Consider the following 20,974-nt stretch of genomic DNA (forward strand, 5'->3'; position numbering starts at 1 on the left):
ACCGCCGGCCTCAGGCCAGCCAGCACTTGGCCGGAGCCAAACCGTTCATGACTTCCCAGACGCCGTTTTCTTCCCAGCCCTGAACTTGATCGCTGACGCCTTCGACAAAGTCGTTGAACATCGGACAGATCAGGCCGCCTTCGTCTGCAAGGATGTCTGCCATTTCGCGGTAGAGCTGCTTGCGACGACCTTCGTCAAGTTCACCTTTGGCTTCAAAGAGTTTCGCGTCAAATGCTTCGCTCTTAAAGCGGGTGTCGTTCCAGTCTGCGGTCGACAGGTAAGCGGTCGAATACATCTGGTCCTGAACAGGACGGCCACCCCAGTAGGATGCGCAGAACGGCTGAACGTTCCAAACTTCAGACCAGTAGCCATCGTTCGGCTCGCGGCTGATTTCCAGCGGGATACCACAGGCACGTGCGCTTTCTTGGAACAGTTGCGCTGCGTCAACTGCGCCCGGGAAGGCACCTTCAGCAACGCGCAGGACGATCGGGCTGCCATCGTGACCCGATTTTTCGTAGTATTCACGCGCCAGTTCAGGGTTGTATTCGCGCTGCGGACGGGTGTCGTCGAACAGCGGGTATGCTGCGTTGATCGGAATATCGTTACCGATCGAGCCGTAGCCCTGAAGGATCTTCTCAACCATTTCACCACGGTTGATCGCATATTTCAGCGCCATCCGCAGATCTGGGTTATCGAACGGTGCGGTGTCACAGTGCATGATGAACACGTAGTGACCACGGCCCGACACGTTCTTAACCGAGATACCCGGTGCGCGGTTCAACAGAGCCGCAACTTTCGGTGCCACGCCGTTCACGATGTGAACCTGACCAGACTGCAGGGCCGCGTTACGGGCGGTTGCGTCGTTGATCACAGCGAATTCAACACCGTCAAAGTGACCGCGGCTGCTATCCCAGTAATCCGCGAATTTTTCAAAGGTGTAGCGCACGCCCGGCTCCACCTCGACCACGCGATACGGACCAGTGCCGATACCTGCGCCTGGATTGTCACGGCCACCGTTCGGCTGGATCACGAGGTGATAGTCCGACATCAGGAACGGAAGGTCAGCGTTTGCATCGGTCAGTTCGACGATGAAGTTGTCACCATCGACGCTCATGTTCGCGATGCCCTTCATGATGCCCAGAGCACCGGACTGCGCGTTCTCATCCGAGTGACGCAGCATGGTTTCCATGACGTCGTTCGCGGTCATCTCAGAGCCGTCATGGAACTTTACGCCCTGACGGATTTTGAAGGTCCATGTTTTCGCATCGGGGCTGGAGAACACGTCGGTCGCCAGACGCATATCGAGCGAACCATCGCCGTTTACGTCGAGAAGCGTTTCACCAAAGGTGCGCATCGCATGGAACGATACCTGTGCGAGCGACAGCGCTGGATCGAGGGAGTCGGTGCTTTCACCACCGCCAAGACCCATCTTCAGGATGCCGCCTTTTACTGGTTCGCTTGCCAGTGCCGCACGGAACGGCATTGCGCCCCCGATCAAAGCACCAAAGCCGAGCGCACTGGCTCGGCCCAACAATTGACGGCGTGACAGTCCATTGCTGCTGAAACGCTGATAAGTCGAAGTCTTTTTCTGGTCAGTCATTTCTAGTTCCCTGTTGTTGGTTAGACCATTTTTCGTCCCCGTTTTCGGGGTATTAATGGGCCCCGATTTTTCGGGACCCTAATCTGAAATCGGCACCTACCCCGCTGCGCGCGGCTGACCGACATATCGCCCAACACCCTCCGTTTGGTATGCTGCATGGCTTTGCGCCAAATCGGCAAGCTTTTTTGCAACCTCGGGTTTTGGTTCGCAGGTTCGGCGGGCGTTTAAATCGGTGTGAAGAAGAAGGGTTTCCACAGTCGCGGAGAGTGTTCCATCCGACCGCCATAGGCGATGGAACAGATGCATCTTCTTGCCTTCACCGCTTAAAACCTGCGTCGTGATCGTCAACTGATCACCTGCGTGGACCTCGTCTAAGTATCGAATGTGACTTTCAACGGTAAAGTAACTTAGACCAGAAGCGACGTATTGAGCATCAGCACCGACCAATTCCATCAACCTATCAGTCGCAAGAGACGCTGCCTCTAGGTAATGTGTTTCGTTCATGTGGCCGTTGTAATCCGTCCAGCTGGTCGGAACTTGGCGACGCACAGTAACGGGGAGCCCATCCTTTTCTTCGGTTAAATCCAGAGAGGATTCATGGGTTTTGACCACTCCACCCGCGCCCGAACCCGTCCGTTTCAGCGCCCGCACCATGCCGACGATGTTGTCATCGCGCAGACGTTCTAATTCACGGATCGACATATGGCCGGATTGCGCATCCGATTGACCCGCGATCAGATCGACAAGCTCTTCCGTAAACTCAGGCACATCCATCAGTTTCGTCCACGGCCACGACAGGCACGGTCCGAACTGCGCCATGAAGTGCTTCATGCCAGCTTCGCCGCCCGCAATGCGGTAGGTTTCAAACAGGCCCATTTGTGCCCAGCGGATGCCAAAGGCCATGCGGATGGCTTCGTCGATTTCCGCGGTGGTCGCGACACCGTCTTGGACCAGCCAAAGGCTCTCGCGCCAAACCGCTTCGAGCAAACGATCCGCGATATGCGCGTCGATTTCCTTGCGGACAATGAGCGGGAACATCCCGATACTTTTGAGCGTTTCAGCGGCGGCGGCGGTGCGTTCAGGCGCGCCGACCAGTTCGACCAACGGCAAAAGGTAAACAGGATTGAACGGGTGCGCGACGACAGCGCGTGCGCCTTTTTCGTTCAGTTCGGACGGTTTGAACCCAGAGGTTGACGACCCAATGATCGCACCTTCGGGTGCCGTTTGCGATAGAGAGCCCAGCACCTTGTGCTTTAAGTCCAAGCGCTCCGGAACACTTTCTTGCACCCAGTCCACATCCGATACAGCGTCGCCCATATCGTCGCAAAAGGTCAGCGTTCCCTCGGCGGGCAACGCCCGATCATAGAGCGCCGGCAGCGCACGACGTGCGTTCGCAATCACCTCTCCGATCTTACGTTCAGCCTCGGGATCGGGGTCAAAGACATTGACGTCCCATCCATTCAGCAAAAACCTCGCCGCCCAACCGCCGCCGATGACACCACCACCAATGACGGCGGCCTTTTTACGTTTCGCGATCATGCCATAACCTTGGGAGCACGTTTCACGAGGCCGAGTTTTGCGCGGACTTCCTCAGGTCCGATCACACGAGCGCCCAAGTTTTCGATAATCGTCACCGACCGCTCAACGAGTTGCGCGTTGGTCGCCAACTGCCCTTTGCCAAGCCAGAGGTTATCTTCGAGCCCGACCCGCACGTTACCACCTGCCAGAACCGCAGCAGCCACATAGGGCATCTGATCGCGGCCAAGGCTGAACGCAGACCAGTTCCAATCAGCGGGCACAGCGTTCACCATCGCAAGGAAGGTGTTCATGTCATTCGGCGCGCCCCACGGCACACCCATGCACAGCTGAACGAGGGCCTGACCGTCGAGGGTGCCTTCTTCCACCAATTGCTTAGCGAACCAAAGGTGCCCCGTATCAAAGGCTTCGATTTCAGGCTTCACGCCGAGTTTGGTCATCATGCCGCCCATAGCACGCAGCATCCCCGGCGTGTTGGTCATGACGTAATCAGCTTCAGCAAAGTTCATCGTGCCGCAGTCCAGCGTGCAAATCTCTGGAAGGCATTCTTCGATATGAACCATCCGTTCGGTCGCGCCGACCATGTCCGTCGCGGCAGCATTCACTGGGAACGGTGCTTCGGTCGATCCGAAAACGATATCGCCCCCCATCCCTGCGGTCAGGTTCAGCACCACATCAACCTCAGAATCGCGGACACGTTCGGTCAGTTCACGATAGAGCGCGGGGTCGCGAGAGGGTTTACCGGTTTCAGGATCACGCACGTGACAATGAACAATCGCGGCGCCCGCTTTTGCTGCATCAATCGCGCTATTCGCGATCTGCTCTGGACTGCGAGGAACATGCGGCGACCGGTCTTGCGTCGCGCCAGACCCTGTAACAGCACAGGTGATAAAGACCTCTTTATTCATTGCCAACGGCATCGAGAACTCCTGACAAACATCGGTACGGGTCAGTTGGCACAAAGCAGATGTTCGATTCCAACCACCTATTTGTAAAAATGGTATGGCGTAGATGTCGGTTTTATTGTTCCTATTGTGACAATAAATATTCCAATACGGTCAGAATGAGATGAAAACAGTCACCGTCCTGCTCTACGATGGGTTCTCGAATATGGTGCTGTCGTGCCTCCTCGAACCGCTCCGCGCAGTGCGGGATCAGGGGCAGGCTGATCTGTCGTGGCGCATTGTGACACCACACGACGGCCCAGCGCAGAGTTCGAGCGGGCTCAAGATTTCACCTGATTGTTCTATTGCAGAGGTGGGGCGATCTGACCTTCTAATTGTCGTCAGCGGCTACGGATTTCGTGACTATTCGAAGCCAGAACAACTCGCCCCACTGCGCAGGCTCACTCGACAGGCCGACGCAATCCTTGCTGCAGATACGGGCAGTTGGATTTTAGCGGCCGCGGGTTTGCTCGACGATCAAACGGCGACAATCCACTGGGCCGTTATTTCCGATTTTACCGAGGAATTCCCACGAACCCGCATCAGTTATGATCGATTTGTCAAAGGCAGCCGCATCTCGACCTGCGGCGGGGCCTCGACCGCGATGGAGCTGATGTTGGCGCTAATCTCGGACCAGTTTGGTCCTGCAAACGCGTTTATCGCCTCAACGATGTTCCTTCACGATGCAGAACGTCAGCAAACGACGGGGCGCGGGGCGAATAGGTTAGAAGGCAAAGGCACAGCGCAGCTTCGGCAAATCGTTAACCTGATGGTTGAAACCATTGAGACACCCCTGACCCTCGAAGAGCTTGCGCAGCGGTCTGGCCTCACGCGCCGAACCCTCGACCGTCTATTCCAAGCCGAACTCGCCATGTCGCCTGGTCGCTACTACCAGATGATGCGCCTCAGCCACGCAAGGGAGCTGGCCGCCAGCACGGATTACGACCTCGACACAATTGCCATTCGCTGCGGATATTCATCGGCCTCTGCGTTAGGTAAGGCGTTCAAACACGCCTTTGGTCACCCTATCCGCAAATCACACGGCAACCGCCCGCACTAACCTGCCAAATGGGCCATTGCGTTGATGATCTGATCAAAGGCCCGTCGGGTCATATCGCTCCGATCACGTGCACGGAGCCAGCCATGCACCAGTCCGTCCTGCTGGCACAAATGGACCTCGCCTCGGAATGCGTCCGCGTACCGAACGGCATCGTCACAAAGCGGATCACATTCCGCAGGGAATAGCCAAGTAGGCGGCAGCGCGGAAAGGTCACCCAACGCAGGGATTAGCCTCGGATCATCAGGCGATCCCCCCCTCACGTCCGCGTAAAATTCCAGATCAGCAGTCGAGAGGAGAGGCGCGTGTGCATGGACATGGAAACTTCCGCCTGTCGCTGGATACCCAATCATCGGATAGATCAGAACCTGCCCCACGAACCCCAAATCAGCCCGTGTTCCAGCAATGGCGGCGCAAAGCGTTCCACCTGCGCTATCGCCACAGAGGACAACAGGCCCCTCAGCGCAGAGAGCTTCAGCAACCGCGACCGTATCGTCATAGGCCGCTGGGTGGGGGTGTTCGGGCGCAAGACGGTAATCCACTGACACCACCTGACAGCCTGTTCGGTCTGCAATCTCAGCGCAAACATCGTCGTGGCTCTCTAACCTACCCAGAACAAAGCCACCGCCGTGTGCGTATAGAACCGTGGTCTTGGATGGCAGTCCGTAGAGCCGCACAGGAACGCTAGCAATCGACTGATCTGACACCTGCAGACCTTCGGGCCGACCTGCATGAAAATGCGCGGCCATGGCGTTATAGACCCGCCGTTGCGCGGCCCAATCGGTTGGGTCGAGATCAGCGGGATAAAAGGCCAGTGTCTCGTCGATGAAGGCGAGAACCTCGGGTGAGAGATACTGGCGATAGTCCACGATCAGCGCCCCTTCCAAACAGGATCACGCTTGTCGGCAAAAGCACGCGCCCCTTCCAACTGATCCTCAGACCGATAGAGCCGTTCGACCGTCGCAAACTGGCTTTTGGTGATGCGGTTCATGGCATCTTGGAACTTCATGTCCTCGGCCTCGCGCACGATCTCTTTGATCGCGGCAAAGACGAGAGGCGGGCCATCGGCCAATTGCGCGGCCAGCGTGCGGGCCTCTTCCATGAGGGCCGCGGCGGGCAAAATACGATTGACCAATCCCCAACGCGCGGCTTCTTCGGCGTCGAACCAACGGCCGGTCAACAGCATTTCCATCGCGATGTGATAAGGGATGCGTTTCGGCAATTTGATCGAAGCCGCATCCGCCACCGTCCCCGACCGAATTTCTGGAAGTGCAAAGGTCGCGTGATCGGAGGCGAGGATGATATCGGCACTTAGGGCCAACTCTAACCCACCACCACATGCAATCCCGTTCACCGCAGCGATCACAGGCTTATTGAGGTCACGCAACTCTTGCAGTCCGCCAAACCCGCCTTTGCCATAATCTCCGTCGACGGCATCACCGCCAGCGGCAGCCTTGAGATCCCAACCAGGGCAAAAGAATTTATCACTTGCTCCCGTGATGATCGCCACACGCAGGCCGTCATCATCACGGAATTCCGTGAAAACCTCACCCATCTGTCGGCTGGTTTCCAGATCAATGGCATTGGCCTTTGGGCGGTCCAATACGACCTCAAGAACGGCACCATGACGGGTGACCTGCAGCGGAGATTGGGTCATTGATTTCCTCCCATTCGGATCAGCGCATCGACCGCGATGGCCTCATTTGGTCCGCAGAGAAGCGGATTGATTTCGACTTCTTTCACCACGTCTTGGTTCGCTTGCACAAACTCTTGCACAGAGAGAACTGCCGCGACAATCGCATCCACATTGGCGCCCGCCTTGCCACGATAGCCCTGTAACAGGGGGAAGCAACGCAAACGGCTGAGAGCATCTTCGACTTCTGCAGAAGAAACCGGCAGGAGGAGCGACACTGTATCTGACAGAATTTCCGTCAGGATTCCCCCTGCCCCAATGGTCAGAACGAACCCATGTGCAGGGTCACACAAGACGCCGACCAGAAGCTCTGCAACTGTTTCGGTGATCATCTCTTCGACTAAGAAGTCGGAACATGGCATCGCGTCAGCGGCAGCTTTGACCGCTTCCGCATTCGTAAGCCCCACGCGAACGGCGCCCGCTTCGGTTTTATGCGCAAACCCGACCCCTTTGAGCACAACGGGAAACCCCAGATCGTTGGCGGCGTCACCTGCGTCTTTGGCGCTATAGACCATGGCGGATTTTGGCACACGAAGGCCATGATGACTAAGCGCAGACTTTGCCTCTGCCTCGGTCAGCGTTTCCGCATCCTCCCGCAGGTTTGGCAAAAGCAGCGGCACCTGTGAGGTCGCATTAACCTGCGACGCAGCCGCAATCGCGGCGAGCCCATCGGCCATACCGCACAGCGGCACAACGGACCGATCCATCGCCTCAGCCGCAATCGCTTCTGGCATCCCCTCAGCCATGCTCGCCAGCAAAGCCATCGGTTTTCCTGCAGCGGCGGCGGTATCGGCTACCGCGTTCAGGACCAATTTCCACTCTGGCGCGGCAAAACGATCCTCGCGCGGGAAATCCAGAACCACGCAGCCCATGGCCAAGTCACCCTCCATCATCGCAGCAAAGCAACGGGTCAAAGCGGCCTGATCGCCCCAGATATAGGTGTGATAATCCAACGGATTGGCCAAGGCGACCTTGGGGCCAAGCGCTTCGCGCAGGGCATCTGATTGGGCGACATTCAGGGGTGGATAGTCGACGCCAGAGGCCATCCCGATATCCGCCATCAGCGACGCTTCCCCGCCAGAGCAGGACATCGACGCGATCTTATTCGAGGACAGCCCGCCCGTCACATGCAGGACCTTAAGCGTCTCCAATAGGGCGGACGGGCTATCGACCTGCGCGAACCCCAACCGCCGCATAAGGGCCTTTGCGCCTGCATCGCTCCCCGCGAGGGAGGCGGTATGGGACACTGTTGCTTGCTGCGCTTGATCGGACGCACCGACCTTCATCACAACAACGGGTTTGCCTAATCGCTTCGCCGTATCCGCCAAGGCCTCGTAAGCGCGAAGATCATTCACCCCCTCGATATGAAGCCCCAAGGCCGTCACGCGCGGATCAGAGAGCAGTGCGGCACCAATATCGGCCATGCCCATCTGCGCCTGATTGCCGACCGTGACCACATAAGCCACGGGCAACCCGCGCCGCTGCATTGTCAGATTGATGGCAACGTTTGAGGACTGACCAACGATGGCAACGCCTTTGTCGCACGGCACCATCCCATGCACATCGGGCCAGAGCGCCGCCCGATCCAACGCGTTCACAAACCCATAGCAGTTTGGCCCAAGGATCGGCATATCGCCCGCCGCAGCGACAAGTTGCTCTTGGAGACCATCGCCATCGGCGAGCTCGGACGACGCCTCTCTGAAACCAGACGCAAAGCAGACGGCACCTCCTGCCCCACGCGCCGCAAGGTCAGAAACGACGCCAATGGTTGCCTCACGGTTCACACCGACAAAGGTCGCATCGGGGGCTTCGGGCAAAGCTTCGATCGAGGCATAGGCTGTGACCCCAGCGACTTCCGCTCTGGTCGGATGCACGGGCCAGATATGTCCTTCGAAACCGATCCGCTGGCATTCGCGGATGATATTGGCGCACCAACTGCCCCCTCCAACAACCGCTATGGAGCGAGGCTTCATCAGGCGATCAAGTGCCACCATGTTAGGCCCCCAACGGACGGAACAGATCGCGGCTGATGATGTGGCGCTGGATTTCACTGGTGCCGTCCCAGATCCGCTCAACCCGCGCATCGCGCCAGAACCGCTCGATCGGGAAGTCATCCATGAGCCCCATGCCGCCGTGAATTTGCAATGTCGCATCGGTCACACGCGCCAGCATTTCCGAGGCATAGAGCTTTGCGCTGGCGATCTCTCGGTTCGCCTCCATGCCCTGATCCAGACGCCACGCGCCAGATAGCGTCAGCCAATCCGCCGCGTCGATCTCTGTGATCATGTCGGCGATCTGAAAACTGATCCCTTGAAATTTCGCGATCTGTTGGCCGAACTGTTTCCGCTCTGCCGCGTAGCTGAGTGCATGATCGAAACACCGTCTGGCGCGCCCAACGCAGAACGCGGCGACAGTCAGACGGGTCGCATAGAGCCATTCGTTCATGACAGCAAACCCACCATCGACCTCGCCCAAAACCTGCGCATCAGGAAGGCGGCAATTGTCGAAATAGAGGATGTAATTCTTATACCCACGATGCGACACCGAGGTGTAGCCCTCACGCACTTCGAAACCCGGTGTTCCGCGATCAACGAGGAAGCAGGTGATCCGTTTTTTCGGACCTTTCGGCGTGTCATCGACCCCCGTTGCAACGAACACGATGAAAAAGTCCGCGTGTTCAGCGCCAGAAATGAAATGCTTTGACCCGTTGATCACCCAATCGCCGCCATCGCGTTGGGCCTGACATTTCATCCCCCGCACGTCAGACCCAGCATCTGGTTCCGTCATGGCGAGGGCATCCATTTTCTCACCACGAACAGCGGGCAAAAGGTATTTCTCTTTCTGCTCCCCCTCGCAGGCCATCAAGATATTCTGCGGACGCCCAAAGAAGTGGGTCAGTGCCATAGACCCGCGACCGAGTTCACGTTCGACAAGCGTAAAATCGAGGTGCGACAGCCCAGCGCCGCCGACCTCTTCGGGGAAATTACAGGCATAAAACCCGAGGTCGATGACCTTTTGTTTGATCTCTAACCCCAGTTCCAGCGGCACCTGCCCAGTGCGTTCAACCATGGCCTCATGCGGGTAGATTTCGTTCTCTACAAACGCCCGCACGGTGTTCACGATCATGTCTTGTTCTTCGCTCAGCCCAAAGTGCATGGCGTTCTCCCCTTGTCGCGTTGGATCAAGGATGCGAGAAGTTGCCAAAGCGCATCATGCAGATTTAGGCAAATATCATGCAGATTTGGAAATCATCTGAGACCACCCGCGCGGTCGGCATCCTGTTGTTCGATGCGTTTTCCAATCACTGTCTCGCCAACGCGGTAGAACCACTTCGCGCCGCCAACTCCCTCGCCCGCAAACAGCTCTATCAATGGCAGTTTCTTAGCCTACAAGGCGGCACGATCACGTCGTCCAGCGGACTTCCCGTGCACACCGAACACACACTCAGGCACCATACTGGCGGGGATTATCTGTTTATCATGCCCAGCTATGACTTTCAGAGCCACGCCACTTTGGCCTGCAATCAAGCCCTGAGATCAGCCAGCACCCGATTTAAAACATTGGTCGGCATGGATATGGGGAGCTGGCTACTCGCTTCGGCGGGCCTCTTGGACGGGCGACGCGCGACGATCCACTGGGATGAAATCGATGCCTTTGCCGAACGGTTTCCCGATGTCACGGTCAGCGAGGATCGCATCGTGAAAGACGGGAACATCTTATCCTGCGGCGGGGTGACGACCACCTTTGATCTTGTCCTGTCCCTGATCGAAGATCATCACGGACCGATGCTTGGCTTAGAGGTCAGTTCGCTTTTTATGTATGGCGAAAAGGCGACGATGATCGGCACCCGACCGAGCACTACGAAGCCGCAGAAAATCCGTGCGGCGGCGGCACTCATGCGTCGGAATATCGAAACGCCGCTTTCTGTTCCTGACCTCGCAGAGCGGATTGGCTTGACCGAGAAAGCCTTCACCGCCGCTTGCAAAACGGCCTATGGCTTTGGCCCACGGCGACTGTATCAAGCGATCAAACTGAGAGAGGCCCGACGACTGGCAACGCATTCCAGCATTTCGATCGCGGAAATTGCGGACCGTTGCGGATATCAGAATGCCAGCGCCATGACCCGCGCGTTTCGGGCCGAATTTGGCTGCACGGTCAGTGACCTACGAAAGACGCCAACGGACCGTTGACGACCCAATCATGGTTCAGGACAATCACATCCTCGACAGAGCGGCCAACCAGTGACGCGAGGTCTGACCGTCCGATGAGCGCAGCGGGATTTGTGATCGCCATGTGCAAAACATCCTTAGGCGGCTCTCCCAACCCAATCAGCCGCGCAACGCCCTCTGCCATTGTCGTGTGCGCCCCTGCCAAGGCACCTTCGGCATTCACCAAGCGACCATCCTCGACCCGAATGGTAGTTCCATAGAGGTCGAACTGATCAGGCCCACCGACCGTGGGCATCGCGTCCGAGACAAAGAATATCCGTCCCTGCGTTGCGCGAACGGCAATCTTTAACACGCGATCTTCGACGTGGATGCCATCCGCGATGAGGCCGACAAACGGCGCGCGTTCCATCGCTACGCCAGCTAGACCTGCGGCACGGTGCGTCATCGGCGACATAGCGTTGAACAAATGGGTCACTGCCTGTGCCCCCGCCGCAAAGCCAGCCTCGGCTTCCTCTGCCGTGGCATCAGAATGCCCGAGAGAGACGATCACTCCCATCGCCATGAGGTCTGCGATCGCCGCCTCACCGACGATTTCGGGGGCAAGTGTCAGCAAGACGGTAACACCTGCGTCGCGCAACCGCTTAACCGCTGCAATGGTGTTGTCATCCATGGGCCGCACATGTTCAGCCGAATGGGTGCCGCGTTTAGACATGGCAATATGCGGGCCTTCGATATGTAGGCCAAGAACATCCTCTTTCGCCGCAATGATCGCATCTGTAACGGCGGTCAGAACGTTAGGCGCGTCGGTGATCACAGTCGGCATAATGCCAACAGTCCCAAACCGCCGATGGGCCGCGCAGATTTCGGAAAGTCGACTGGGTTCGGCGTTCAGCAAAACGCCGCCGCCACCGTTGACCTGTAGGTCCAGAAACCCCGGAACAATTGCGCCACTGATCTCAGCCCCACGCCGCGCGAGCGGGGTGACCTCAACGATCTGACCACCTTCAATACAGAGCGACGCAGGCCCCAAAGAGGCCCCATCGAACACAGATTCTGAGAAAACCCACTCAGTCATCCGCGCTTTGCCGCCATGCCACATAGGCAGCACCAAGCGCACCAGATGCGTCGCCACCTTTGGCAATTCGAATATCGGGAATAGGGAAGCCTTTGAACTGCGCGTTCGTCAGCGCCACTTTCAGATCTTCGACAAGGTGGGGAACCTTGCTCAGCCCGCCAGCCAAAATGATCAACTCTGGATCACCAATGGTGTTGAGCGTAAAGAGCATCTCGGCCGTCAATTCGCACCAAATGTGCCAAGCCTTACCCCGTTCGGCGGCGATATCTTTCGGTGTCGTCTCGGAGCTTTTCACCGCTTTTGCGATCCGAACCAGCCCTGGCCCTGCAATAAGCGTTTCCATACAGCCGACACGGCCGCAGCCGCAGGCCACGAGCGGCAAGTTATACCGTTGAACCAAATGCGCTGGCAGCGCGACGTGACCGATTTCACCCGAGGTTCCCGATGTCCCCGCTTGAAGCCGTCCATCGACCGACAGCCCACTGCCGATCCCCGTTCCAATGATGACGCCCGCCACACGCTTCACGCCTTCTCCGACGCCAAAGACAGCCTCGGACAAAAGCAACGCCCGCGCATCGTTGATCCAAACCAATGGGCGCTTTGTCACTTTGACTACGTCAGAGACAAGCGTTCGTCCCGTCGCAGGAAGGTTCGACGTGAGAGCCACGCCCGTTTCAGGGTGGATCAATCCAGCCGCCGAAATACCAATGGGGACGTCACCGCAGGATGCCACCAGTTTTTTGAGCGCAGAAATCAAACCCTCATAGGTTTTCGGTGTGCTGACCCGTTCGGTCGCAACCAATTTCCATCCACGGTCAAAAATCTGTGCTTCGATCTTGGTCCCGCCGAGATCAATTCCTGCTGCGATCATCCTGTCCCCAAAAAGAACAAGGTGGGTCGACGCCCACCTTATCCAAATATTTAACGATGTTACCAGCCTATTGGATCATTCGTTCCAAGCTTTGTCGGTGCCACCAAGGCCACCAACCTGAACGCGGGTCGGCAGGCCGATCTGGTCCAGAATGGTAAAGAACGGCTTGGGGTCGAGCTCTTCGACATTGCGCATGGTCTTTGCCTCCCATTCGCCAGTGGCAACAAGCATCGCCGCAGCGACGGGCGGAACACCTGCGGTGTAGGAAATGCCTTGGCTGCCGACTTCTTCGTAGGCTTCTTTGTGATCGGCCACGTTGTAGACGAAGACCTCAACGTCTTGACCGTCTTTTGTGCCCTTCACGAGATCACCAATACAGGTCTTGCCCGTGTAGTTCGGCGCCAGAGAGGACGGATCTGGCAAGACAGCTTTCACCACTTTCAACGGCACCACTTCCAGACCTTCGGCAGTTGTGACTGGCTGCTCGGACAGAAGGCCGAGGTTTTTCAGAACGGTAAAGACGTTGATGTAGTGGTCACCAAAGCCCATCCAGAACCGCACGTCAGCCTGCGGATAATTCGCAGCAAGGCTGTGCACCTCGTCGTGGCCCGACTGATAGCCGCGGCAAGTGCCGACCACAGGGAGGTCCCAATCGTGGCCAGAGGCAAACATGGTTGTCTCTTTCCACTGCTGGTCTTCCCAGTAGTAAACAACGCCGGTGAATTCACGGAAGTTGATTTCAGGGTCAAAGTTCGTCGCAAAATACTTACCGTGCGAACCCGCGTTGATGTCGACGATGTCGATGGACTTTACCTCGTCCATATATTCATCAATCGCAAATCGCGCGAATGCGTTCACAACACCCGGGTCGAAACCAGCGCCCAAAATGGCGGTTACGCCCTTCTCAGCGCAGAGGTCGCGTTTCTTCCATTCGTAGTTTGCATACCAAGGCGGAGTTTCGCAGATCTTTGCGGGGTCTTCGTGGATCGCCGTGTCGATATAGGCAACGCCTGTTTCGATACAGGCATCCAGAACGTACATATTCACAAAGGCAGAGCCTACGTTGATGACGATCTCAACACCCGTCTCGCGGATCAGGGCTGCAACCGCCGCCGTATCCATCGCATCAACCTGATGGGCCGCCAAAACGCCCTCTTGTTTCATCGCGCCCTTTTCGCGGACCGACTCAAGGATCGCTTCACATTTGGAAAGCGTCCGGCTCGCGATATGAATCTCGCCAAGCACATCGTTATTTTGCGCGCATTTATGCGCTACGACCTGAGCGACGCCGCCAGCGCCGATGATGAGAACGTTCTGTTTCAATGCACAGGACCCCCTTTGGTGGTAAGTTTGACGTTAGGTTTATCGCCCTGAGGCGACACATTCACGACAATGCAGCCGAGAAATCTTCGTATGTGAAATCGCGGACCAATCGTTCGGTACCGTCGAGTTCGCGAATGGCAATCGCAGGCATCTTTACGCCATTGAACCAGTTCTTCTTAACCATAGTGTAGCCTGCCGCATCCTGAATGGACAGGCGATCACCTGCCTTGAGTGGCGCAGGGAATTTGAACTCGCCGAAAATATCGCCCGCAAGGCAGGATTTTCCGCAGACCATCCACTCTTGATCGCCGCTCTCGTTCATCTTTGCGCTTTCGCGGTAGATCAGCAGGTCGAGCATATGCGCTTCGATCGAGCTATCCACGATGGCAAGGTTTTTACCGTTGTGGAGTGTGTCGAGAACCGTCACCTCGAGCGTGGTCGATTTGGTGATCGCCGCCTCGCCTGGTTCCAGATAGACCTGTACTTCGTTCTGTTCGCTAAAGCGTTTCAGGCGCTCAGCGAGCTTTTCAAGCGGATAATCCTCGCCAGTGAAATGGATACCGCCGCCAAGGCTGATCCATTCCATCTTGCGGATCAGGTAACCAAACCGCTGTTCAATGCTGTTGAGCATTGCGTCAAACCGATCAAAGTCCGCGTTCTCACAGTTGTTGTGGAACATAAAGCCAGTGATCAGATCGGCAACGGGTTCGATGTTTTTCGGGTCATGTTCACCCAGACGGCTAAAGGGGCGCGCTGGATCGGCGAGGTCAAAACCAGAGGTCGACACACCGGGGTTCACGCGCAGGCCGCGTTTATGGCCGCGTGATACTTCCTCATGGCGGGTCAGCTGACCGACCGTGTTGAAAATGATCTTGTCTGAGTTCGCCAAAACCTCGTCCATCTCGTCGTCTTTCCAAGCGACAGAATAGGCGTGGGTTTCACCGGGGAATTTTTCGCGACCAAGCTTTACCTCAAACATAGAAGACGACGTCGTGCCGTCCATGTATTCGGACATAAAATCAAACACTGACCACGTCGCAAAACACTTGAGCGCCAAAAGCGCCTTTGCCCCCGAGTTTTCGCGGAGCCAAGCAATTTTTTCCATATTAGGAAGAAGACGAGCCTTATCGATAAGGTAGTACGGCGTGTCGATCATCGGTTTCCCCCGTGAGGCAAAGGAACTCAAACCAGAAACCGCGACATAGGGCCTTTGCCCCCATGGGACAAGTTTAATTTGTGATCAATCCTCTACGGTGTCGATCCACTGGAGCAAAACATCCTCTGACTTGATCTGGATAACACCCTTTTCAATGGTGATCAGACCGTCGCGGCGCATACGGCCTAAGTTCTTGTTCACGGTCTGACGCGAACACCCGACTGTATCGGCAATAAAGGTTTGGCTATGCCGAACGCTGTTATCCGAACAGCGCAACTGAAGAAGATAATGCGCGATCCGCTGCGGGACATTCATATCCTTTTCAGCACTTCGGAACATATTGAACCGCAGCATGGCCTCGTACATATGCGCCGAAAGGTTGCGAACAAATCGGGGATCGGTCGTCAGGTCTGCGAGCTGAGCCTTTTCGATCAAAAGAACGCAGCTCCCTGCCGTCGCCCGTCCACTCGCCGCAGCAGTCCTATTGGCAAGGCATTCAATACCGCCCAATGTCATGCCCACATTGGCGATCAACAATGGCGTGCGGGTGCCGGCAGACGAAAGGTAGCAGATCTCTACCTGCCCTTGTGCAACCAAATAGAGCCCTAGGGGCACTTGATCCTGATGAATGAAATCCGTCGCCTCTGGGAAGTATTGCATGCGAGCTGCATCGATGAGTCGGATTTTCTCCAGTTCCGAGAAACCGTCGAATATCTCGCTCCGCATCAATTGTGGGAACCGTAAACTATTTCTTATCCCTCGGCTCGGCTTGTCAGCCGTGCCTTTGTCCCCAAGCATCGGAACTCCGTCTGTGTTATATGTGAAAAAGCGCAGCAGCAGAGATGCACTGCATGCTGCGCCCATACTAAATACGAACCACAATCTAAAGTATATATGACCTATACTTGAGGATATAATGTCTTTGAGGCGACACCATAAACCATTGGATCATTTTCAGTGGAGACTCGTTAACAAGCCCTTAACAAAAAAGGCCCGCGAACACTTCGCGGGCCTTTTCTTGTTTTGACGAAACCTTACTCGGCGGCTTCTTGGTAATTCGAAAGCGGCGGACAAATGCACATCAGGTTGCGATCCCCCCAGACGTTATCGACGCGATTCACAGGTGCCCAGTATTTGTCCACACGGAACGATCCCGCTGGATAACAGGCCTCTTCACGGGTGTACGGACGTTCCCAATCACCGATCAGGTCCTCAACAGTATGCGGCGCGTTGCACAGAGGGTTGTTGTCAGCGGGCCAAGTTCCCGCTGCAACCTTGTCGATCTCAGCGCGGATGGACAGCATCGCATCGATAAAGCGGTCCAACTCTGCTTTTGTCTCGGACTCGGTCGGCTCGACCATCAATGTTCCCGCGACAGGCCAACTCATCGTGGGTGCGTGGAACCCGTTGTCGATGAGACGCTTTGCGATGTCATCGACGGTCACGCCGTGATCATCGGCAAACGGACGCGTGTCGAGGATACATTCGTGTGCTACGCGACCATTGCGGCCTTTGAAAAGGACGCCGTAACCAGCTTCCAGCCGTTTCGCGATGTAGTTCGCGTTGAGGATCGCGACCTTGGTCGCTTGGGTTAGGCCCTGCCCGCCCATCATCAACACATAAGCCCACGAAATCAGCAGGATCGACGCAGACCCCCAAGGTGCCGAGGACACCGGTCCCGTTTCGCCACCCGTTTCAGGGTGTCCTGGCAGGTAGGGCGCGAGGTGTGCTTTGACCCCAATTGGACCCATGCCGGGGCCACCGCCGCCGTGCGGGATCGCAAAGGTCTTGTGCAGGTTGAGGTGCGAAACGTCACCGCCGATGTCACCCGGCTTAACCAAACCAACCATCGCATTGAGGTTCGCGCCGTCGATGTAAACTTGGCCGCCGAACTGGTGCGTGATCTCGCAAACCTCGCGCACGGTTTCTTCGAACACGCCGTGGGTCGACGGATAGGTGATCATACAAGCCGCCAAACGGTCACCCGCTTTTTCAGCCTTCGCGCGGAAATCCTCAACGTCGATATCGCCATTTTCTGCGGACTTCACCACGACCACATCCATGCCACACATCTGCGCCGAAGCAGGGTTCGTGCCGTGTGCAGAGACAGGGATCAGACAGATGTTTCGCTGCATGTCGCCGTTGGCCTTATGGTAGGCCATGATGGTCAAAAGGCCTGCATATTCGCCCTGCGCGCCAGAGTTCGGCTGCATCGACATCGCGTCATAGCCTGTCACGACACAGAGCTTTTCACTCAGGTCAGCGATCATCTCTTGATACCCAGCAGCCTGATCAACAGGGGCAAAGGGGTGCAAGAACGCAAACTCTGGCCACGTAATCGGCATCATTTCCGCCGCCGCGTTCAGTTTCATAGTGCACGACCCCAGCGGGATCATTGCCCGATCGAGCGCAAGGTCGCGATCCGAGAGACGACGCATATAGCGCATCATTTCCGTCTCAGCGCGGTTCATGTGGAAAATAGGGTGGGTTAGGTAATCCGACGTGCGGATCAGATCCTCGGGGATTTCATAATGATGCGTGAGGTCTTCGTCCTTTGCATCGATGCCAAAGGCACGCCATACCGCCTCAATCGTAGAACGACGAGTGCGCTCATCGAGGCTGATACCGACCTTAGTTTCACCGACTTTGCGTAGGTTAATGCCTTCTTCAACAGCTGACTTCATCACGGTGCCCTGAAGCGGGCCAACCTCGACGGTGACAGTATCGAAATAGGCATCGGGTTCGACCTTGAACCCTGCGGCTTCGAGGCCTTTCACCAGTCGCACAGTCTTGCGGTGGATACGCTGCGCAATCGCTTTAAGGCCAACGGGGCCGTGGAACACCGCATACATCGACGCCATCACCGCCAACAATGCTTGCGCTGTGCAGACGTTCGACGTCGCCTTTTCACGGCGGATGTGCTGTTCGCGGGTTTGAAGCGACAGACGCAGGGCACGGCCACCGCGACTATCGACCGACACACCCACAATGCGTCCAGGCATGGAACGTTTGTAAGCATCTTTACAGGCGAAATAAGCTGCGTGCGGGCCGCCGTATCCTAGCGGCACGCCAAATCGCTGCGTGGTGCCAACGGCAATATCTGCCCCCATCGCACCCGGCTCTTTGAGCATGGTCAGGGCGAGCGGGTCGGCGATCACGATACCAATAGCGTTAAAGTCATGCAGGTCCGCGATCTGGGCCGTAAAGTCCCGCACGTGACCATAGGTGCCTGGGTATTGGAACACAGCGCCAAAGACCTTGGAGGCGTCGAGGTCGTCGGGACAACCCACGATCACTTCGATCCCCAGCGGTTCTGCGCGGGTTTTGATGACCGCGATGTTCTGCGGATGGCAGTTTTCATCGACAAAGAACGCGGTTGCTTTGGACTTTGCCACGCGCTGCGCCATGGTCATGGCCTCGGCTGCGGCCGTTGCCTCGTCCAAGAGCGACGCGTTCGCAATTTCGAGGCCCGTCAGATCACAGACCATGGTCTGGTAGTTCAACAGCGCCTCAAGGCGACCTTGCGAAATTTCAGGCTGATAGGGCGTGTAAGCCGTATACCACGCAGGGTTTTCCAAGATGTTGCGCTGAATGGCGGGCGGCGTCACGGTGCCATAGAACCCCTGCCCGATCAGCGAGGTCATCTGTTTGTTTTTCTTGGCCACGTTACCGAGGAAATACAGCAGTTCACCTTCCGACTTGGGCTTCCCAAAATCGAGAGGTTCGGACTGACGGATGGATGCAGGGACCGTCTGTTCGATCAATTGATCGAGGCTCTCAACACCCACAACACGCAGCATTTCTTCCATCTCAGCAGGGCTTGGCCCGATGTGACGGCGGTTGGCAAAATCGTAAGGGCGGTAGTCGGTGGGTTCAAACGGCATGGGCCTATCCTCGGGCAAAAAAGGTCTGACTGGGGGCGACGACCACCCCCATTTCTGTCGTCCAGCACTGAATGTCACGAAGCTCTAACCACATGACATATCAGAGAAATTATCCGATGTGCGCCTTGTAGGCGGCTTCGTCCATGTATTCATCAAGCACGGACAAATCTTCGACTTTCATCTTGAAGAACCAACCGTCATTCAACGGATCGTCGTTCACCAAAGATGGGTTGTCAGCCAGAACGTCGTTCACTTCGACGATCTCGCCATCCAGCGGAGCAAGGATGTCGGAGGCTGCTTTAACCGATTCAATCACAACCACTTCGTCGTCTTTGGCGACTTCGGTGCCTTCTTCGGGCAGTTCCACAAACACAATATCACCAAGCTGCTCGGTGGCGTGTTCGGTAATACCAACAACGACCAGATCACCTTCGACGCGCAGCCATTCGTGTTCTTCTGTGTATTTCATGTCCAAAATCTCCTGTCGGACCTTAACGCTTATATGTTGATGGACGGAACGGAAGTGCCGTCACTTTAGCGGGCAGGCGCTTTCCACGCACTTCACCCCAAATCACTGTGCCTTCAACCGAGAGCTCGGCGGGCACGTAGCCCATAGACATCGGTGCATTGATGCTGGGCCCGAATGCGCCAGAAGTCACCTCACCAATCGGTTCGCCTCCAACCTCATCGGCAAAAAGCATCGTATGGGCCCGCATTGGTGCACGCCCATCAGGCAAAAGCCCAACGCGCGCACGGGCAGCACCGTTTTCAAACTCAGCAAGGATACGGTCGGCACCCGGGAACCCACCAGCGCGATCACCGACGCGACGCGCCTTCTGGATCGCCCACTTGAGGTCAGCCTCAACGGGCGTTGTTGTCGTATCGATGTCGGACCCGTAGAGGCACAGTCCTGCCTCAAGCCGCAGGCTATCACGTGCACCTAGGCCAATCGCCGCAACATCATCGTCTGCCAGCAAAGCACGAACAAAAGCTTCAGCTTGATCATTGGCGACCGAAATTTCGAAACCGTCTTCGCCCGTGTAGCCGGACCGTGATACCCATAGATCGCCAAAGGCGCTCGGCACAGTCGCCACATCCATGAATTTCATCGCAGCGACGTCAGCAATTTTCTGAAATGCTGTCTCGGCTTTCGGCCCTTGCAGTGCAACCAGCGCACGGTCGGAGATTTCCTCAACCTCGATACCCGCGAGGTTTTCCCGCATGTAAGCAATATCGGCATCTTTGCAGGCCGCGTTTACGACCACAAACAGGTGATCGCCACGGTTCGCAAACATCAGGTCGTCGCGAATACCGCCTTCGTCATTGGTGAACAGGCCATAGCGCTGGCGACCCTCGGTGACGCCCTGCACATCCATTGGCACCAATGCCTCGAACGCAGCAGCGACACCTTCGCCGCGCAAGATCACCTGCCCCATGTGGCTCACATCAAACAGACCTGCATTCTCGCGGGTCCAGAGGTGCTCTTTCATAACGCCCAAGGGGTATTGAACTGGCATCTCATAGCCAGCGAAAGGAACCATCTTGGCCCCAAGGTCCACGTGCAGATCGTAAAGCCCCGTGCGTTTCAAATCGGACATACTGCCTCCAGCATCCGGACCAATGGCCCGTTTCATGATGCCCCCTCTGTCCATTGCGCCTGAGATCG

General features: G+C 56.7%; 17 protein-coding genes. 2 read left to right on the plus strand and 15 right to left on the minus strand.

The genetic code is table 11. From position 1 onward, the window contains the following. Positions 1-10 precede the first annotated feature (10 nt). The 3 genes from QWY83_RS08805 to bcoG form a co-directional block, all read right to left on the minus strand. Positions 11-1,600, minus strand: a complete 1,590-nt coding sequence (locus tag QWY83_RS08805) for an ABC transporter substrate-binding protein (RefSeq protein ID WP_067551349.1) — start codon at positions 1,598-1,600, stop codon at positions 11-13. Between the two features lie 96 nt (positions 1,601-1,696). After that, positions 1,697-3,139: a carnitine 3-dehydrogenase gene (locus tag QWY83_RS08810; RefSeq protein ID WP_249945249.1), complete on the minus strand. Its 1,443-nt coding sequence runs from the start codon at positions 3,137-3,139 to the stop codon at positions 1,697-1,699. Continuing rightward, positions 3,136-4,056 carry a 3-dehydrocarnitine:acetyl-CoA trimethylamine transferase BcoG gene (bcoG, locus tag QWY83_RS08815; protein WP_249945248.1) on the minus strand — a complete coding sequence of 307 codons (921 nt, stop codon included), beginning with the start codon at positions 4,054-4,056 and terminating at the stop codon, positions 3,136-3,138. The genes QWY83_RS08810 and bcoG overlap by 4 nt, the downstream gene beginning before the upstream one ends. Before the next feature lie 148 nt (positions 4,057-4,204). Between bcoG and QWY83_RS08820 the strand changes: the two genes are divergently transcribed. Further along, positions 4,205-5,140 (plus strand): GlxA family transcriptional regulator, encoded by a 936-nt coding sequence (locus tag QWY83_RS08820; RefSeq protein ID WP_249945247.1) that lies wholly within the window; start codon positions 4,205-4,207, stop codon positions 5,138-5,140. Here QWY83_RS08820 and QWY83_RS08825 read toward each other — a convergent pair. From QWY83_RS08825 to QWY83_RS08840, 4 genes are read right to left on the minus strand one after another with little or no spacing between them, the layout of a single operon-like run. After that, positions 5,137-6,006, minus strand: coding sequence for an alpha/beta hydrolase (locus QWY83_RS08825; RefSeq protein WP_249945246.1), 870 nt, complete (start codon positions 6,004-6,006; stop codon positions 5,137-5,139). The genes QWY83_RS08820 and QWY83_RS08825 overlap by 4 nt on opposite strands. A gap of 2 nt (positions 6,007-6,008) precedes the next feature. Further along, the gene (locus QWY83_RS08830; RefSeq protein WP_249945245.1) at positions 6,009-6,794 is read right to left on the minus strand and encodes a carnitinyl-CoA dehydratase; all 786 of its coding nucleotides are present in this window, start codon (positions 6,792-6,794) and stop codon (positions 6,009-6,011) included. Continuing rightward, positions 6,791-8,824: an acetate--CoA ligase family protein gene (locus tag QWY83_RS08835; RefSeq protein ID WP_249945244.1), complete on the minus strand. Its 2,034-nt coding sequence runs from the start codon at positions 8,822-8,824 to the stop codon at positions 6,791-6,793. Before QWY83_RS08835 ends, QWY83_RS08830 begins: the two co-directional genes overlap by 4 nt. A 1-nt stretch (position 8,825) precedes the next feature. Next, entirely contained in the window at positions 8,826-9,986 is a 1,161-nt protein-coding gene (locus tag QWY83_RS08840) for an acyl-CoA dehydrogenase family protein (RefSeq protein WP_249945243.1), read from the minus strand. 77 nt (positions 9,987-10,063) lie between these two features. On the opposite strand from QWY83_RS08840, the gene QWY83_RS08845 reads away from it, so the two are divergent. Beyond that, the gene (locus tag QWY83_RS08845) at positions 10,064-11,020 is read left to right on the plus strand and encodes a GlxA family transcriptional regulator (protein WP_249945242.1); all 957 of its coding nucleotides are present in this window, start codon (positions 10,064-10,066) and stop codon (positions 11,018-11,020) included. On the opposite strand, the gene QWY83_RS08850 is transcribed toward QWY83_RS08845, so the two are convergent. From QWY83_RS08850 to gcvT, 8 genes are all read right to left on the minus strand, one after another. Further along, entirely contained in the window at positions 10,986-12,074 is a 1,089-nt protein-coding gene (locus QWY83_RS08850) for an N-acetylglucosamine-6-phosphate deacetylase (RefSeq protein ID WP_249945241.1), read from the minus strand. The two genes, QWY83_RS08845 and QWY83_RS08850, sit on opposite strands and share 35 nt — an antisense overlap. Beyond that, positions 12,067-12,945 carry an ROK family protein gene (locus QWY83_RS08855; protein ID WP_249945240.1) on the minus strand — a complete coding sequence of 293 codons (879 nt, stop codon included), beginning with the start codon at positions 12,943-12,945 and terminating at the stop codon, positions 12,067-12,069. Before QWY83_RS08855 ends, QWY83_RS08850 begins: the two co-directional genes overlap by 8 nt. A gap of 75 nt (positions 12,946-13,020) precedes the next feature. Beyond that, on the minus strand, positions 13,021-14,268 hold the full coding sequence (locus tag QWY83_RS08860) for a saccharopine dehydrogenase family protein (protein ID WP_249945239.1): 1,248 nt from the start codon (positions 14,266-14,268) through the stop codon (positions 13,021-13,023). Positions 14,269-14,329: 61 nt separating this feature from the next. Next, positions 14,330-15,421 (minus strand): carboxynorspermidine decarboxylase, encoded by a 1,092-nt coding sequence (locus QWY83_RS08865; RefSeq protein WP_249945736.1) that lies wholly within the window; start codon positions 15,419-15,421, stop codon positions 14,330-14,332. Positions 15,422-15,508: 87 nt separating this feature from the next. Continuing rightward, positions 15,509-16,150 carry a Crp/Fnr family transcriptional regulator gene (locus QWY83_RS08870; protein ID WP_249945238.1) on the minus strand — a complete coding sequence of 214 codons (642 nt, stop codon included), beginning with the start codon at positions 16,148-16,150 and terminating at the stop codon, positions 15,509-15,511. Between the two features lie 308 nt (positions 16,151-16,458). Continuing rightward, a complete protein-coding gene (gcvP, locus tag QWY83_RS08875; protein ID WP_249945237.1) occupies positions 16,459-19,308 on the minus strand; it encodes an aminomethyl-transferring glycine dehydrogenase in 2,850 nt (949 codons plus the stop codon). 109 nt (positions 19,309-19,417) lie between these two features. After that, positions 19,418-19,777: a glycine cleavage system protein GcvH gene (gene gcvH / locus QWY83_RS08880; RefSeq protein ID WP_067551388.1), complete on the minus strand. Its 360-nt coding sequence runs from the start codon at positions 19,775-19,777 to the stop codon at positions 19,418-19,420. A 22-nt stretch (positions 19,778-19,799) separates the two neighbouring features. Further along, positions 19,800-20,906: a glycine cleavage system aminomethyltransferase GcvT gene (gcvT, locus tag QWY83_RS08885; protein WP_249945236.1), complete on the minus strand. Its 1,107-nt coding sequence runs from the start codon at positions 20,904-20,906 to the stop codon at positions 19,800-19,802. Positions 20,907-20,974 lie beyond the last annotated feature (68 nt).

The organism is Marivivens donghaensis (assembly GCF_030410045.1).
GTDB lineage: Bacteria > Pseudomonadota > Alphaproteobacteria > Rhodobacterales > Rhodobacteraceae > Marivivens > Marivivens donghaensis.